17 protein-coding genes and 1 pseudogene are annotated in these 14,600 nt (G+C 72.6%); 12 read left to right on the forward strand and 6 right to left on the reverse strand.

Annotation, left to right across the window (positions count from 1 at the left end):
* The first annotated feature begins 106 nt into the window (after window positions 1–106).
* Window positions 107–526: a hypothetical protein gene (locus OG900_19460; GenBank protein ID WUH92072.1), complete on the forward strand. Its 420-nt coding sequence runs from the start codon at window positions 107–109 to the stop codon at window positions 524–526.
* A 68-nt stretch (window positions 527–594) separates the two neighbouring features.
* Here the strand turns inward: OG900_19460 and OG900_19465 are convergent, their stop codons facing one another.
* Window positions 595–1,605 carry an aldo/keto reductase gene (locus tag OG900_19465; GenBank protein WUH92073.1) on the reverse strand — a complete coding sequence of 337 codons (1,011 nt, stop codon included), beginning with the start codon at window positions 1,603–1,605 and terminating at the stop codon, window positions 595–597.
* 41 nt (window positions 1,606–1,646) lie between these two features.
* Entirely contained in the window at window positions 1,647–2,291 is a 645-nt protein-coding gene (locus OG900_19470; protein WUH92074.1) for a TetR/AcrR family transcriptional regulator, read from the reverse strand.
* Window positions 2,292–2,476: 185 nt separating this feature from the next.
* Between OG900_19470 and OG900_19475 the strand changes: the two genes are divergently transcribed.
* Window positions 2,477–3,274, forward strand: a complete 798-nt coding sequence (locus tag OG900_19475; protein ID WUH92075.1) for an SDR family NAD(P)-dependent oxidoreductase — start codon at window positions 2,477–2,479, stop codon at window positions 3,272–3,274.
* 85 nt (window positions 3,275–3,359) lie between these two features.
* Here OG900_19475 and OG900_19480 read toward each other — a convergent pair.
* A pseudogene (locus OG900_19480) lies at window positions 3,360–4,522 on the reverse strand (dihydrofolate reductase family protein).
* A 28-nt stretch (window positions 4,523–4,550) separates the two neighbouring features.
* Complete coding sequence (locus OG900_19485) at window positions 4,551–5,984, reverse strand: helix-turn-helix domain-containing protein (GenBank protein ID WUH92076.1); 1,434 nt, start codon at window positions 5,982–5,984, stop codon at window positions 4,551–4,553.
* 177 nt (window positions 5,985–6,161) lie between these two features.
* Here OG900_19485 and OG900_19490 point away from each other — a divergent pair, with 177 nt between their 5' ends.
* The 6 genes from OG900_19490 to OG900_19515 all read left to right on the forward strand — a co-directional run bounded on the left by OG900_19490 (window position 6,162) and on the right by OG900_19515 (window position 10,360).
* Window positions 6,162–6,965: an ATP-binding protein gene (locus tag OG900_19490; GenBank protein WUH92077.1), complete on the forward strand. Its 804-nt coding sequence runs from the start codon at window positions 6,162–6,164 to the stop codon at window positions 6,963–6,965.
* Entirely contained in the window at window positions 6,962–7,204 is a 243-nt protein-coding gene (locus OG900_19495; protein WUH92078.1) for a helix-turn-helix transcriptional regulator, read from the forward strand. The genes OG900_19490 and OG900_19495 overlap by 4 nt, the downstream gene beginning before the upstream one ends.
* Before the next feature lie 51 nt (window positions 7,205–7,255).
* On the forward strand, window positions 7,256–7,495 hold the full coding sequence (gene tgmA / locus OG900_19500) for a putative ATP-grasp-modified RiPP (protein WUH95837.1): 240 nt from the start codon (window positions 7,256–7,258) through the stop codon (window positions 7,493–7,495).
* A gap of 5 nt (window positions 7,496–7,500) precedes the next feature.
* The gene (gene tgmB, locus OG900_19505; protein ID WUH95838.1) at window positions 7,501–8,457 is read left to right on the forward strand and encodes an ATP-grasp ribosomal peptide maturase; all 957 of its coding nucleotides are present in this window, start codon (window positions 7,501–7,503) and stop codon (window positions 8,455–8,457) included.
* Complete coding sequence (tgmC, locus tag OG900_19510; protein WUH92079.1) at window positions 8,454–9,629, forward strand: ATP-grasp peptide maturase system methyltransferase; 1,176 nt, start codon at window positions 8,454–8,456, stop codon at window positions 9,627–9,629. Before tgmB ends, tgmC begins: the two co-directional genes overlap by 4 nt.
* Window positions 9,630–9,742: 113 nt before the next feature.
* Window positions 9,743–10,360 carry a LysE family translocator gene (locus OG900_19515; protein ID WUH92080.1) on the forward strand — a complete coding sequence of 206 codons (618 nt, stop codon included), beginning with the start codon at window positions 9,743–9,745 and terminating at the stop codon, window positions 10,358–10,360.
* 15 nt (window positions 10,361–10,375) lie between these two features.
* On the opposite strand, the gene OG900_19520 is transcribed toward OG900_19515, so the two are convergent.
* On the reverse strand, window positions 10,376–10,597 hold the full coding sequence (locus tag OG900_19520; protein ID WUH92081.1) for a DUF2277 domain-containing protein: 222 nt from the start codon (window positions 10,595–10,597) through the stop codon (window positions 10,376–10,378).
* A gap of 319 nt (window positions 10,598–10,916) precedes the next feature.
* Here OG900_19520 and OG900_19525 point away from each other — a divergent pair, with 319 nt between their 5' ends.
* The 4 genes from OG900_19525 (at window position 10,917) to OG900_19540 (ending at window position 14,196) form a co-directional block, all read left to right on the forward strand.
* Window positions 10,917–11,762 carry a chitosanase gene (locus OG900_19525; GenBank protein ID WUH95839.1) on the forward strand — a complete coding sequence of 282 codons (846 nt, stop codon included), beginning with the start codon at window positions 10,917–10,919 and terminating at the stop codon, window positions 11,760–11,762.
* A gap of 117 nt (window positions 11,763–11,879) precedes the next feature.
* Window positions 11,880–12,302 carry an RbsD or FucU transport gene (locus OG900_19530; protein ID WUH92082.1) on the forward strand — a complete coding sequence of 141 codons (423 nt, stop codon included), beginning with the start codon at window positions 11,880–11,882 and terminating at the stop codon, window positions 12,300–12,302.
* Between the two features lie 103 nt (window positions 12,303–12,405).
* Entirely contained in the window at window positions 12,406–13,332 is a 927-nt protein-coding gene (locus OG900_19535; GenBank protein ID WUH92083.1) for an aminoglycoside phosphotransferase family protein, read from the forward strand.
* A gap of 9 nt (window positions 13,333–13,341) precedes the next feature.
* Entirely contained in the window at window positions 13,342–14,196 is an 855-nt protein-coding gene (locus OG900_19540) for a VWA domain-containing protein (protein WUH92084.1), read from the forward strand.
* On the opposite strand, the gene OG900_19545 is transcribed toward OG900_19540, so the two are convergent.
* Entirely contained in the window at window positions 14,150–14,539 is a 390-nt protein-coding gene (locus OG900_19545) for a hypothetical protein (GenBank protein ID WUH92085.1), read from the reverse strand. The genes OG900_19540 and OG900_19545 overlap by 47 nt on opposite strands.
* Window positions 14,540–14,600: the final 61 nt, after the last annotated feature.

The following is a 14,600-nucleotide window of genomic DNA, read 5'->3' on the forward strand; positions in this document are numbered from 1 at the left end:
CGGGAGGCGGTCCCATTGACGTGGTCTTGACGGTTTGCGGCCGCGCGGCGCCGGCGTAGGCTCGAACGTGGTAACAAAGTGGCGCAAAACGGGCGGAGGTGCGACGATGACGCGGTTCGAAACACGGCGCCCACCGGTGCGGGACCCGGTCGGCACACGGGACGCCGACCCCGTGGGTACGCCGGCTGTCGACCCGGCGCAGGAACCGACGGGCACGCGGGACGCCGATCCCGAGGTCGGCCACCGGCGCGCCCTGGTGCTCAGCGAGGTGGCGGCCGAGGGTCCGACCGGCCTCTACCGCGTGCTGCGCCGGGCGGTCTCCGGCGACGCGGATGCCGCAGGCCTACGCGTCTCGGCCCTGATCCGGGCGCTCCCCGGCGTCACCTTCATGGACTCGCACGACCTGCTGCTCCAGGCCCACATCCCCGACGCCGCCCTCGCCGGGAGCCTCGACCCGGGCCAGCGGGTGGCCCTGTGCTCCGTGATCGACCGAACCGAACACCTGTACGACCACCCGCGTACGTGAGGGTGCGCCCGGCCGGGCGCACGCGTGAGGGGTGCGCCCGGCCGGGCGCACCCCTCGAAGCAGACCGCCTACCAGGCGAAAGCCTCCGGTGACGGGCCGGGGCCCGGGAAGATGCCGTCGAGCTCGGCCAGCAGTTCGCCGGACAGGTCGAGGTCGAGGGCGCGCAGCGCCGACGCCAGGTGGGCCGGGGTGCGGGGGCCGACGATCGGACCCGTCACACCCGGGCGGGTGAGCAGCCAGGCCAGGGCGACGTCGCCGGGCTCCAGCCCGCGCTTGTCGCACAGGTCCTCGTACGCCTGGACCTTCGCGCGGACCACCGGGTCCGCGAGCCCCGCCGCCGAGCGCCCCACCGACGTGCGAGAGCCGCCGCCCTCACGCTCCTTGCGCAGCGCGCCGCCCAACAGCCCCTGGTTCAGGGGCGACCAGGGGATGACCCCGAGGCCGTACGCCTGCGCCGCCGGGATGACGTCCATCTCGGCGGTGCGCTGCGCGAGGTTGTAGAAGCACTGCTCGCTGACCAGCCCGAGCGAATTGCGCCTGCGCGCCGCCTCGTTGGCCTGGGCGATGTGCCAGCCGGCGAAGTTGCTCGACCCGGCGTAGAGGATCTTGCCCTGGGCGACCAGGACGTCGACGGCCTGCCATATCTCGTCCCAGGGCGTGGCCCGGTCGATGTGGTGGAACTGGTAGACGTCGATGTGGTCGGTGCCCAGCCGGCGCAGGCTCGCCTCGACCTCGCGCCGGATGTTCAGCGCCGACAGGTGGTCGTGGTTGGGCCAGGACTGTTCGCGCCACGAGGTGCCGTCGTTGGTCATGTTGCCGTAGAGCTTGGTGGCCAGCACGACCTTGTCCCGCCGCCCGCCGCCCTGGGCGAACCAGCCGCCGAGCACCTCCTCGGTGAGCCCCTTGCGGTTCTCGTCGCCGTAGATGTTGGCGGTGTCGAAGAAGTTCACGCCCGCGTCCAGGGCGCTGTCCATGATCCCGTGCGCGGTGGCCTCGTCGGTCTCCGAGCCGAAATTCATCGTCCCGAGCACAACACGGCCGACCTTGAGGCCGGTGCGGCCCAGCTGGGTGTATTTCATAGCGGCCAGGCAACACCCTGGAGTGCGCTCGAAGGCAAGGGCTACGGCGCGGGTGGTGCCTGCGCCCCGGCGCCGGCTGCTCGGAGCTGCGCGATCCCCCCGTCCAGCGCGGCCTTCAGGTGCGTCGTCTCCCCGGTGGCCAGCAGGATCGACACCCCGCCCTGCACCCCGGCGAGCAGGGCGGCGGCCGACGTGTCCACGTCGAAGGAGTCGGGCAGCAGACCGCCCTTCTGCAGCGCCCGCATGCCGCCGGCGAGGCTCTCCTGCCATTGGCGCAGCAGGCGGACGACGATGGCACCGGCCCCCGGCGACGTACGCCCGACCTGCTGCAGCAGCGACCCGAGCGGGCAGGAGTCGCCCTGCTCCTCGTAGCGCGCGACGACCGCGTCCCGCCACGCGCCCCAGGCCTGCCAGCTGTCCAGGCAGCCCAGATACGGCTGCTGGTCGTCGAGGACCCGGTCCGCCTCGTGCTGGGCGACGGCCAGCAGCAGCTGGTCCCTGCCCTCGGGGAAGTAGTGGAAGAGCTGGCTCTTGCTGGTGCGGGTGCGCTCCCTGACGTCGTCCAGGGTGGCCGTGAGGCCGCGCTCCCGCAGGACCTCGGCGGCCCCGAGCACGATCCGCTCGCGGGTGAGCCGCCCCTTGGGCGTCAGCTTCTTCGGCTTCTTCGACGTGGGTGCGACTGCCACGACCCGCCTCCCCTGCACCAGGAACAGTCGGTCCATTTTACGCCCGTGGGCCGCCGGCCCCGGGCAGATTCTGGACTTGCCCGTCCATTTTTTTCCGCGCACCGTGGAGGGCGCCCGGCGGATCGGCCGCGAGGCGCGGACCACCGCGAGATGCGGTCGGCCGCACGAGAAGAGGGAGCAGCGGGATGAACCTGGAGCTGGAAGGCAAGCGCGCGATCGTCACCGGATCGACCAGCGGCCTCGGCGAGGAGATCGCCAGGCAGCTGGCGGCCGAAGGGGCGGCGGTCGTCGTGCACGGACGGGACTCGGCACGGGCCGAAGCCGTCGCCAAGACGATCAGGGAGGCCGGCGGCCGGGCCGACGTCGCCCTCGGCGACCTCAGCACGGACGAGGGCGCCGAGGCGGCCGTCACCGAGGCCCTGGCCTGCGGCCCGATCGACATCCTGGTCAACAACGTGGGCGTCTACGACCTCTCCGTCAGCTGGTCGACCGCCTCGCCGCAGGCGTGGGCCGACATCTACAACACCAACGTCATCTCCGGCGTGCGCATGATCCAGCGCCTGGTGCCGGCCATGCGCGAGCGGGGCTGGGGACGGGTGATCCAGATCAGCAGCGTCACCGGCCGCCTGCCCCAGGCGAGCCAGCCCCACTACGCCGCCACCAACGCGGCACGCAGCAATCTGGCCGCGTCCCTGGCCCGCGAGCTGCGGCAGACCGGCGTCACGTCCAACGCCATCGCGGCGGGCGGCATCCTCGTACCGTCCGTGCGGGACTCCCTGATCGCGCTGGGCCAGGAGAAGGGCTGGGGCACCACCTGGGACGAGATCGAGCCCGAACTCGTCAGGACCCTCGCCCCCAACGACGTCGGCCGCATCGGCAGGCCCGCCGACTACGCCGCCCTGGTGACCTTCCTGGCAAGCCCGGCGGGAAGCTTCGTGAACGGGGCGAACCTGCACGTGGACGGGGGGTGGCGGGCCGCCTGAGGCTCCGCGCCAGGCGGGCGGGGCCGCGGCGCCGGCTTCCCGGGCCGGCCCGTCACCGGAGTCCGTCGCGCGGTACGGACCGCCGCTACACCTCCAGGTGCGCGTTGACAGCGCGGGCGGACGGCGCCAGGTCGGGCATCTCCACGACCTCGGCTCCCGCTGCGGTCAGCAGCTCGACGCCCTGGCAGTCGGCGACGAAGAGGTCGGGTTCGCGCCAGGCGATCACCACGCGGGGGATACGGGCGGCGATGATCAGGCGAGCGCAGGGGAGCGGGCGGGAGCGGCGCTCCGAGCACGGTTCGAGGGTGCTGTAGAGGGTCGCGGTGGTCAGCCGGGGGTCGTCGGGCGGGAGTTTGGCGAGGGCCGACTCCTCGGCGTGGACGTGCGGGTCGCTCTCGCGGCTGTAACCATTGCTGATCTCCGTACCGTCGGCGCCGACGATGATCGCACCGACGTTGAAGGCACCCGCCGCGGGTGGGCACTTGCGGGACAGCTCGATCGCGCGGGTCATCCACGCGTGGTCGATGGCCGGGTCCTGCGTCACGGATGCGTCTCCTCGGGTGCGGATTCGGTGCGCGGCTTGGGCGCGTATCGCAGCAGCACCACGTCGCCGATCGTGCGGGTGCCGAGCAGCCTCAGCCGGTTGGTGGAGCCGCCGGGGTAGTCGGCGGCGCCCAGGAAGCGGGGCGCGGCGGGCTGGCCGACCAGCAACGGCGCCATGGCCAGGTGCACTTCGTCGGCCAGACCCGCTGCGAGGAACTGCGTGTGGATCGTGCCGCCGCCCTCGACCATGAGCTGCCGCACGCCCCGCCCGGCCAGGTCGTCGAGAACGGCGGCGAAGTCGACGGCGGGGCCGGTGCTGACGACGTCGGCGAGTCCGTCAAGGGTCTCCCGCACCTTCGGCGCGGCGGCGTCGGTGGTGTAGACGACCTTCCGGTCGCCGTGGTGCCAGAACTTGAGGTCGCGGCCGATGTCGCCGCTCGCGGTCACGGTGACCTTGAGCGGATACGCCGGCTTGCCCGCGGCGACCCGCGCGGCCCGCCGCTCCGGGCTGTTCACCAGCAGCCGGGGATTGTCCCGGCGCAACGTGTTGCCGCCGATCAGGATGGCGTCGGATTCCGCCCGCACCTGGTCGACACGGTCGAAGTCGTCCGCGTTCGACAGCAGCAGACGGTCGGCGGACGTGTCATCGATGTATCCGTCAATGGACGTCGCGACACTCAGCACTACGTACGGGCGCTCGGCCATCTATCCATCCGTTCGATGGGGCTGGGGCTCAGACTTCATGGGCCACGATGCCGTCGAGGGCAGCGCGGAAGTCCGTCACTGCTGGGACGTTATGCCATCGGCTCAACCCCGCGTCGAGCGCCGACAATTCCCCGAAGATCCGCGCGGACCGGGTCTCGGCGGCGATGGGAAGGGCCTGGCTGCCGGTGACCGCGGCGAGTTCGGGCTCGCCGGAGTGGACCTGTGCCACCGCTGCTCGCGCCAGGTAGACGCCACGATCCCGCCGGTAGGTGGGCGGCAGGGTGTGGATCGCCTGGGTGAACCCCTCGGCCGCAGCCTTGTGGTCGCCCAGTACAGACAGCGAGTGGGCACGCTGGGCGTGGACGTAGGCGGAGTCCAGCCACCCGCCACGGCGGCGCGGTGAATCCTCGTGGAGGTCGGACACAAGGTCCAGCGCGGTGTCGTACGCGCGGGCGCATGCCGTGCGGTCGCCGCTCAGCGCGTGGCCGTGGGCGCCGTACATGGCCCCCATCGCCGACAGCCGGCTGCGCGGCGGCGCGAGAACGCGCGCGGCGGCGGCGAGGTCGACGGCCTCTGCGGGATCGCGCATGTCACCCGCCAGTTGTGCCTTGCGGACCATGACGTACGCCACCAGTTCCGGATTGTCTGCCACGTGGGACCAGGTCAGCGCCCGGTCGGTCCAGTATTCGGCCGCCCGGTGGTCACCGGCGTCCTGGCAGAGCCACCCGCAGAATTCGGCGTATTCGGCCTGCACTTGCAGAAGTGCCAGCCGATCAGCCCCGGTTGCTTCCGCGCGCAGCCGCTGGATCAACCGGATGTGGTCGCGGACCGTGGGGATGACGTCAATCGGACCGAGCACGTTGTCGCAGTCGACGAGTGCCCGCCGCAGTTGCTGGAGATGCGTCACCGGATGGACGTCCGGTACGAACGCCGAACCCCGCGTGGCCAGCGCGGCAGGCAGCCCGGACGCGGCCAGGGCGGCCCCGGCGGCACCGCCGCGCAGGAGTGCGCGTCGCGGCATCGTCACGAAGATGATCCTTCCCTCGGCGGTACGGCACGGCACCCGGACGGCGTCCGGGCCGGGTGGCGCGTCCGCGGGCGGGGCGGTGGAGGCGTCCGCCGTCAGCATGCCGCCCGGGGCGGCCGGCCGCGGGCCGGGAAGCGGCCCCGCGGGGGAGTTGTCCGCATCGGCGGGGTCGTTGTCCGCTTCGGGCGCCCCCCGGACCAAGGCGCGGGTGAGGACTCCGCCGGTGTCCATGGCCTGGTCGAGTGCGGTGGCCAGTCCGGGCGTACACGTACGGACCGCTTTCTCGATCTTGCCGATCAGATCGCCGCTGACGTGGACCTTCGCACCCAGCTCGGCCTGCGACAGGCGGCGCCGCGTCCGCCAGTGGCGCAATTCCGCGCCGAACCAGTCGCGGCCGGACCTGCCCGGGTCCAACTGCTTGGGCGGCTGCGGCACATGACCTCCCCCCGCGAGCGGAGCGGATGAAGCGGACGACGCGGACACGTGCGGCTGTCCGCTTGGCGGACTACCGGCGACGTATCAGCGAAGGGCTGAATGGTTGCACGACGTTCCGCACCCAGTACACACCGCAACGGCCGGTGACCGTCTGGATTTCCTCGCAGGAGACTTCCTATGCCGACCCGAGACACCGACCTCCGGGCGCCGACCCGGACCTGGCGCGGGGAATTCGCACCGTACGAGCGGTGCGTGCCGCTCGCCCGCAGGCACGTGGAGCAGGCCATGACCCGGTGGGGATGCGTACCGGACGACGTGGCCGGCGCGGCGCTGGTGACCGGCGAACTCGCCGCCAACGCCGTACGACACGCGCACGTGCCCGGTCGGCCGTTCACCGTCGCGGTGACGCTGGGCGACGGCTGGTACGTGATCGAGGTGACCGACCCGCTGACCACCCCGCCGCGCACCGGGACCCCGGAGCCGGACGACGAACGCGGCCGGGGCCTGCTGCTCGTCGAGTCGCTGAGCGAGGCCTTCGGGCACCGCCCGCGCCCGGACGGCGGCAAGACCGTATGGGCCGTGCTGGCCGCGACCGTACGCCCGGTGTGCGGCGAGCGCACCTACCTGCCCGCGCACCTCGTGGCCGCCGCCCTCGGCCCCGGCACACGTGATGCGGAAGCGGCCGACGTGGAGCGGCAGTTGCGCTGCGCCCTCGAAGCCCACACCACCGGCGACCACCACGCCTTCGTACGCGAACTCGCCGGTGCCGCCACCGGAGCGGTCTGGACCCGCTGGATCCGCGGCCACCTCCCGACGGACGTGTTCGTCCTCGCCGACTGCCCCGCCGTCGACGGCCACGAGCCGTGCGCCGACTTCGCCGGACACCCGGGCGCCCACAGCTGGCAGCTCGCCGCCGCCGGGCACCGACACACCCTCCGGGCAGCCTGCGCGGAGGACGGCACCGCGGCGGTGCCCCGATGACCACCGCCCGGACCAGGACCCGCCCGCGCACACTGCACCACGAGCCCGACGCGGTCACCTGGGCGCGGGAGAGGGCGGGGCTGACGAAGCGGGCCCTCGCCGAACGCGTCGGCATCTCGGAGCAGTTGATGGGCGAGATCGAATCCGGCTGGCGCAACGCCACCCCCGTCAACCTGGCGAAGATCGCCCAGGCGCTGAACTGCCCCCGCGTTGCGCTGGAGCGCAAGCGCCGGCCATGAGCGGGGGGATGAGCCGTTGACCACGACAGAGGAGAGGTCTCCATGCAGAACATGACGATGCGGCCCTGGGGCGTCGGGCGGATGCGACCGTACCCGACGACCTACGCGCAGCCGTACGCCAGCGTCACCGTCGACCCGGTCACGCAGACCGGGGTGTTCCGCGACGGCAGAGGACAGGTGGTGGAGATGGGCAAGCACGGCACCAGCAGGGGCACCGAGACCAGTCCGCAGAGCACCAACCTGGACAGCCGCAACGATTCCGACCACGACCAGGACAGCACCCAGGACTGATGACCGTGACGACAACAGGACCCGTGATGGTGGTCACCGAGGCGGACGACCCGACCGCCGACATGGTCATCACCGAACTCAATCGGCGGGCTGTGCCGGTGGTCAGGTTCAACCCGGCCGACATCGGCGGGGATCTGGCGGTCTCGGCCCGGTTCGGCACCGGCCCCGCTCTCCTGTCAGGGCAGGTGCGCACCCCGTCGAGAACCGCCGACCTGAGCGGCATCCGCTCGCTCTACTGGCGCCGACCGACCTGGCCGGCCTTCGAGCACCTGGGCGAGGCGGACGCCCGCTTCGCCGCCGCCCAGGTGCGGCACGGGCTCGGCGGGGTGCTCTACGGGCTGCCCGGCTGCCGTTACGTCAACCACCCGCTGCGGAATGCCGAAGCCGAGCACAAGCCGCTCCAACTCGCGGTCGCCCGCCGCCTGGGGCTCACCGTGCCGCCCACCCTGGTGACCAACGACCTGGGCGAGGCACGTCGGTTCATAGGATCCCACCGGGACGCCATCCACAAAGTGCTGCGCTGGACGCCGTACAGGCAGGGTGGCACGGGGCTGACGACCTGGACCGAGCCGGTCACCGCCGACGAACTCGACGCATCGGTCACGGTGGTGCCGCACCTCTTCCAGGCTCGGGTGGACAAGGTCGCCGACCTGCGGGTCGTGGTGGTCGGCGATCAGGTGTTCGCGGTACGGATCGACTCCGACCTGCTGGACTGGCGGAAGGACTACAGCGCCCTCGGCTACGTCGTCGTCGATCTACCGGACAGCTTGGAGAAGGCGCTGGTCGCGTATCTGGAGCAGTTCGGGCTGAGCAGCGGCAGCTTCGATCTCGCCGTCGACCGCGCGGGGGACTTCCACTGGCTTGAGCTGAACCCGAACGGCCAGTGGGGTTGGCTGGAGGACGAGACGGGGCTGCCGCTGACCGTCGCCTTCGCCGACCTGCTCGAAGGAGGGGGAGCATGACCCCGTCCGACACCGCGGCCGAGCGCCGTGCCCTCGCCGACCGGCTTGAGGCGGGCGGCGGACTGTCCGATCCCGCGTGGCGGGCTGCCGTCGAGGCCGTGCCCCGCGAACTGTTCCTGCGGCCGGGGGTGTTCCTGCCCACCGGGGACGGCTGGTGGCGGCCGATCACCGCCCCGGATTCCGGGTCGAGCGAGTGGGTGGGAATCGCCTACAGCGACCAGTCGCTCGTCACCCAACTCGACGGGCACCTGACCGCCGATCAGGTCGACGCACCCGTCCGGGGCTTTCCGACCTCTTCCTCCACCGTTCCGGCCACGGTCCTGCGCATGGTCGAGGCCCTGGAAGTCCGGGACGGCGACCGCGTGCTCGAAGTCGGCACCGGGACCGGGTATTCGACCGCGCTGATGTGCCACCGGCTCGGCGAGGACAACGTCACGAGCGTGGAGGTGGACCCGGGCGTCGCCCGCCGGGCGGACGCCGCGCTGGAGGCGGCCGGCTACTCGACCTGGACGGTCACCGGGGACGGCCTGCTCGGCCACCCGTACCGCGCCCCGTACGACAAGGTGATCGCGACCTGCGCGGTCCGCCGCATCCCCTATGCCTGGGTCCGGCAGACCAGACCCGGCGGGACCATCCTCGCCACGGTGGGCTCCTGGCCGTACGGCACCGGTCTGGCCAGGCTCACGGTCATGGACGACGGGACGGCCGAGGGCCGGATCATCGGGCGTTCCTCCTTCATGCCTGCCCGTTCGCAGGCCGTGGTGCCGCTCGCCGGGGATCTCTCCGGCCGGGCCGCCTACGCGGACACCGAGCGCCGCACGCCGATCGCGCCCCGGCTGCTGGAGGAGTGGACGCCTGCCTTCCTCGCCCAGCTCGCCGCTCCAGGCGCCCAGCCGCTCCAGGCGGTGAGTGACGGCAACGGGCAGACGGTTCACTACCTGTTCGACCCCGGGCGGGAGTCCTTCGCCGAGCTGACGGAGGACGCCACCGGTCGGACCGTCCGCCAGGGCGGCCCCGTGGCCCTCTGGGACGCCGTCGAGCAGGCCCTCACCGCCTGGCAGGACTCCGGCCGCCCGGACATCGCCACAGTGCGGCTCCGGGTCACCGCCGAGGCGCACTCCTACTGGATCGGCGAGCAGCCCGCTCTGCGGTGGGAGCACCGTCTGGCGTGACGACCGCCGCGTCGCCGTACGCCCACGTGCACGTCACTCGCTGCGGGCCGCGGGCCGTCCGGCGGCCGGTTGTCCGGGGGCGCGGCCGCCGGGCCGACCCGTACCGTGTGCGCATGCTGCGCACCCTCCTCCCCTTCCTCGGCGCCTGCACGCTGATCGCCGCGTCGCCCGGGCCGAGCACGATGCTGATCGTGCGGCAGTCGCTGCGCAGCCGGCGGGCCGGCTTCCTCACCGTGCTGGGGAACGAGACGGGGGTCTTCGTGTGGGGTACGGTCGCCGCGCTCGGGCTCACCGCGCTGCTCGCGGCCTCGGAAGTGGCGTATGACGTCATGCGGGTCGTGGGCGCGGTGACGCTGATCGGCTTCGGGGTCAGGACGCTGCTGGACGCCCGGCGCGGGCCGCGCGAGGAGGAGGCGGGGCCGGCGGCCGTGCGGACGGGGCCGGCCTCCTACCGCTCCGGGCTGCTGCTCAACCTGGCCAACCCCAAGGCAGCGGTCTTCGCCATGTCGTTCCTGCCGCAGTTCGTGCCGGCGGGCGCGCCGCGGCTGCCCGCGATGATCGGCCTCGCCGCGCTGTGGGCGGTCTTCGAGGTCGGCTACTACGGGCTGTACGTGTGGTTCGTCGGCCGCCTGCAGCACGTCATCTCGCGGGCGGCCGTACGCAGGCGTCTTGAGCAGGTCTCCGGGGGAGTCCTGCTGCTGCTCGGCATACGGATGGCCGTCGAGGGCTGAGGGTGCCCCCCGCGGTCACTTCGCCGCCGGGGCGCCGCGGACGGTGAGGTCGGCCAGCAGGGACTCGGTGGCGGCCGCCACCGCTTCCACCGCCGCGTCGAAGGCCTCCTGGTTGTGGGCCGCGGGGGCGCGGAAGCCGGAAATCTTGCGTACGTACTGCAGCGCGGCCGCGCGGATGTCCTCGTCGTGGACCTCGGGGGTCATCGGGGGGCGCAGGGTCTTGATGCTTCGGCACATGCCTCCAGTGTGCCGCGCGGGTCCGACAGCCCGGCGCTCCCGGCCGAGCGGGGCCGGCCCGCGGAAGGCGCTCGGTCGGGCCGGAAGCTCAACAACCCGACCGCTCCTGCCTCTTGGCTCACAGCCAGCACCGGTGCTTCAATGCCTTCCATTGGTTAGGAACCTTTCCTAACCGCACCGCCACGCACCGCAGGTGGCCGCCCCGCCACGGGCGCGGCCGGAAACGGAGACGCACGTGCACCAGGCCCCCCACGATGCCACCACCAGCACCACGGAAAACCCCACCGGCACCCCCCGCACCCGGCGCCCCAGCCGCCGCATCGCCCTGATCGCCGCGGCCGGCGTACTGGCCGGCGGCGGCGCCTCCCTCGCGCTCGCCGGCACCGGACAGGCGGCGACCCCCGCGGCGCAGCACCGTACGAGCGCGGCGGCGCCCGCGGCCACCGGCACGGGCCTGGCCGACTCGCACAAGAAGGAGATCGCGATGGAGCTGGTCTCCTCCGCCGAGAACTCCTCGCTGGACTGGAAGGCCCAGTACAAATACATCGAGGACATCGGCGACGGCCGCGGCTACACCGCCGGCATCATCGGCTTCTGCTCCGGCACCGGCGACATGCTGGAGCTGGTCCAGCACTACACCGACCTCAAACCCGGCAATGTGCTGGCGAAGTACCTCCCCGCGCTGGAGCAGGTGAACGGCACCGACTCGCACTCCGGCCTCGGCTCGGCCTTCGTCAGCGCCTGGAAGACCGCCGCGAAGGACACCGTCTTCCAGCAGGCGCAGAACGACGAGCGCGACGACGTCTACTTCAACCCGTCGGTGAACCAGGCCAAGTCCGACGGCCTCGGCACCCTCGGGCAGTTCATCTACTACGACGCCATCGTCATGCACGGCCCCGGCAACGACTCGGTCAGCTTCGGCGGCATCCGCAAGACCGCGATGAAGAAGGCCAAGACCCCGGCGCAGGGCGGCAACGAGACCACCTACCTCAACGCCTTCCTCGACGCCCGCAAGGCCGCGATGAAGACCGAGGACGCGCACGACGACACCAGCCGCGTCGACACCGAGCAGCGCCCCTTCCTCCAGGCGGGCAACCTCAACCTCGACCCGCCGCTGCACTGGAAGACCTACGGGGACTCGTACCAGATCCTCACCCTGCCCTAGCGGTGGGCAGCGGCCCGGACGCGCCCGCCATCCCGCGTCCGGGCCGCTGCTAGGCTCCGCCGTACCCCCGCAGAGGTCCGATGTCTGCGGGCCCGTACGAGGGAGGAACCACCGCCCATGCTGCGCTACCAGCTGACCCACCCGACGATTCTGGCCGCGCTGGCCTCCGCTGGCCACGGCTCCCGGGTACTGATCAGCGACGGCCACTACCCGCACACCACCGGCGCCAACCCGGCCGCCCAGCGCGTCTACCTCAACCTCGCCCCCGACCGCCTGCTGGTCACCGAGGTGCTCGCCACCCTGACCGACGCGGCCCCCATCGAGTCCGCCACCGTCATGTCCCCGCCCCCCGCCCAGCCGGAACCCCCCGTCTTCGCCGACTTCCGCACCGCCCTCCCCCACCTCCCGTCCCTCGACACCCTGGACCGCTTCGCCTTCTACGACGCGGCCCGCGCCCCTGACACGGCCCTGGTCATCGCCACGGGCGACCGGCGTACGTACGCCAACCTGCTCCTGACCCTCGGCGTCCGCCAGGACTGATCGCCCGCCCGCCGCAAGTGGCCCAGGGCACGGCAGGTCGGGCGCAAGAAGGCGCTGCTGGGCGCCGGGGCGTGAGGGCCGGGCGGGGTGTGAGACTGGTCGGGTGATCACCCCCGGCACCTCGACCGATCTCGTACGGCGGCTGCTCCGCGCCCAGTTCCCGCAGTGGGCCGGGCTGGCCGTCGAGGCGGTCGGGGTGGTGGGGACCGCCAACGCGGTCTATCGGGTCGGGGGCGGGCTCTCCGTGCGGCTGCCGTTGGGGGAGGGCGCCGCGGGGGATGTGGGCAAGGAGCGGCGGTGGCTGCCGCGGCTCGCGGCCGCGGTGCCGCTGGAGGTGCCGCGGCCGGTGGGTGTCGGGGAGCCGGGGGAAGGGTTTCCGTGGCCGTGGGCGGTGCACACGTGGCTGGACGGAGTGCCGCCGGTGCCGGGGGAGTTGGCCGATCCGGCGGGGGTGGCGCGGGACTTGGCCGCCTTCGTCGGCGCACTGCGGCGGGTCGACACGGCGGGGGCGCCGGCCGCGCACCGCAGTGAGCCGCTGGCCGCCAGGGACGCGGAGACCCGGGAGGCGGCCGCGGAACTGCGGGACCACCTCGCGCCCGCGGTGGCCGACGCGGTGTGGTCGGCGGCCCTGGCCGCGGACACCGCGGACACGGCGCCGGTGTGGCTGCACTCCGACCTCCAGCCGGGCAACCTGCTGCTCACCGGCGACCGGCTGACCGGCGTCATCGACTTCGGCTGCCTGGGCGCGGGCGACCCGGCCGTCGACCTGATCCCCGCCTGGTACGTGCTGCCCGCCGCCGCCCGCCCGGTCTTCAGGGACGCGGTCGGCGCCGACGACGAGGCCTGGGCGCGGGGCCGCGGCTGGGCGCTGTCCATCGCCCTCATGGAGCTGCGCGCCTACCGCACCGCGAACCCGCGGATGGCCGCGATCGCCGAGCACGTACTCCGTGAGATCGGCGCGGACGCCGGCCGGGGCCCGGCGGTCGGTTCGGGCGAAGTGCCGGGCGGTCCGCCGTCCGCGGGAGGATAATCCCGCTGTATGGCCATCGACTACCGCAAGCCTCCCAAGGCGCCCTCCACCGGAGCGATCAGTCTGGAGAAGGTCGCGCGCAGCGCCCCCGAACTGGTCGGCCGCTACCAGTCCGCCGCGGTCTCGCTGGCCAAGCACCAGGTCAGCGGCCAACGGGCCGCCGTCTACCTGGTGTTGGATCGCTCAGGGAGCATGCGGCCGTACTACAAGGACGGGTCCGTACAGCATCTGGCGGAGCAGACCCTCGCGTTGGCGGCCAATCTGGACGACGACGGGGTGGTGCCGGTCGTCTTCTTCTCGACGGCGGTCGACGGGATCGCCGAGATCGGCCTCGACGCCTTCCGGGACCGCATCAACCCGCTGCACAGATCCATGGGGCATCTCGGGCTGACGAACTACCACCTGGCCATGCAGGCCGTCATCGACCACTACCAGGCGTGCGGGGCGGACGACCCGGCCTTCGTGGTCTTCCAGACGGACGGTTCGCCGACCTCCAGGAACGCGGCGGAGCATCTGATCTGCACGGCGGCGCAGTTGCCGATCTTCTGGCAGTTCGTCGGCTTCGGCGACAGCGATTTCCGCTTCCTCCGCAAGCTCGACGAGCTTCCGGTGCCGGAGCGGCGCGTCGTCGACAATGCCGGCTTCTTCGCCGCGGGCAAGGCGCCGAAGGACATCTCGGACGGGGATCTCTACGATGCCCTGCTCGGGGAGTTCCCGACCTGGCTGACCGCCGCGCGCGACGCCGGGGTCATCGGCGGCCGAGGTCAGGAGCAGGGCCGAGATCAGGAGCGGGGCCGAGGTCAGGAGCGGGGCTGGCTCAAGGGCAGAGGTCGCCGCTGGGCGGGCCTACGTAGGCGTGGCTGAGCTGCCACCATGCCAGGCCCATGACGGCCACGGCCGTCACCGCGAGTGCGGCGCGCGGAAGGCGGTTCCCGGGCGGGCCGGCCGTTCCGTAGCCGAGTACGGCGCCGTCGGAGCGCCAGCTCAGCCCTGAGCCGTTGGACTGGGCGGACAGCCACGAGCCGGACGACTGGAACGAGCCGACCGACAGGGCGGACATCGCCGAGCCGAGCGAACCGAAGGACCCGAAGGACGCCACCGACCCCACGGACAGGGCCGAGCCGGCCGAGCCGATGGACAGCACGGACTCCGTCGAGCCGATGGACAGCAGCGAGTTGCGCGAACCGATCGACCAGCGTGAGGACATGGCGCCCATTGTGTCGCCCCGCCGGGCGGGAGGCCGCCTTCCACGCGCGGGGGCTTCCGGC

This window comes from Streptomyces sp. NBC_00433 (assembly GCA_036015235.1).
Taxonomy (GTDB): domain Bacteria; phylum Actinomycetota; class Actinomycetes; order Streptomycetales; family Streptomycetaceae; genus Actinacidiphila.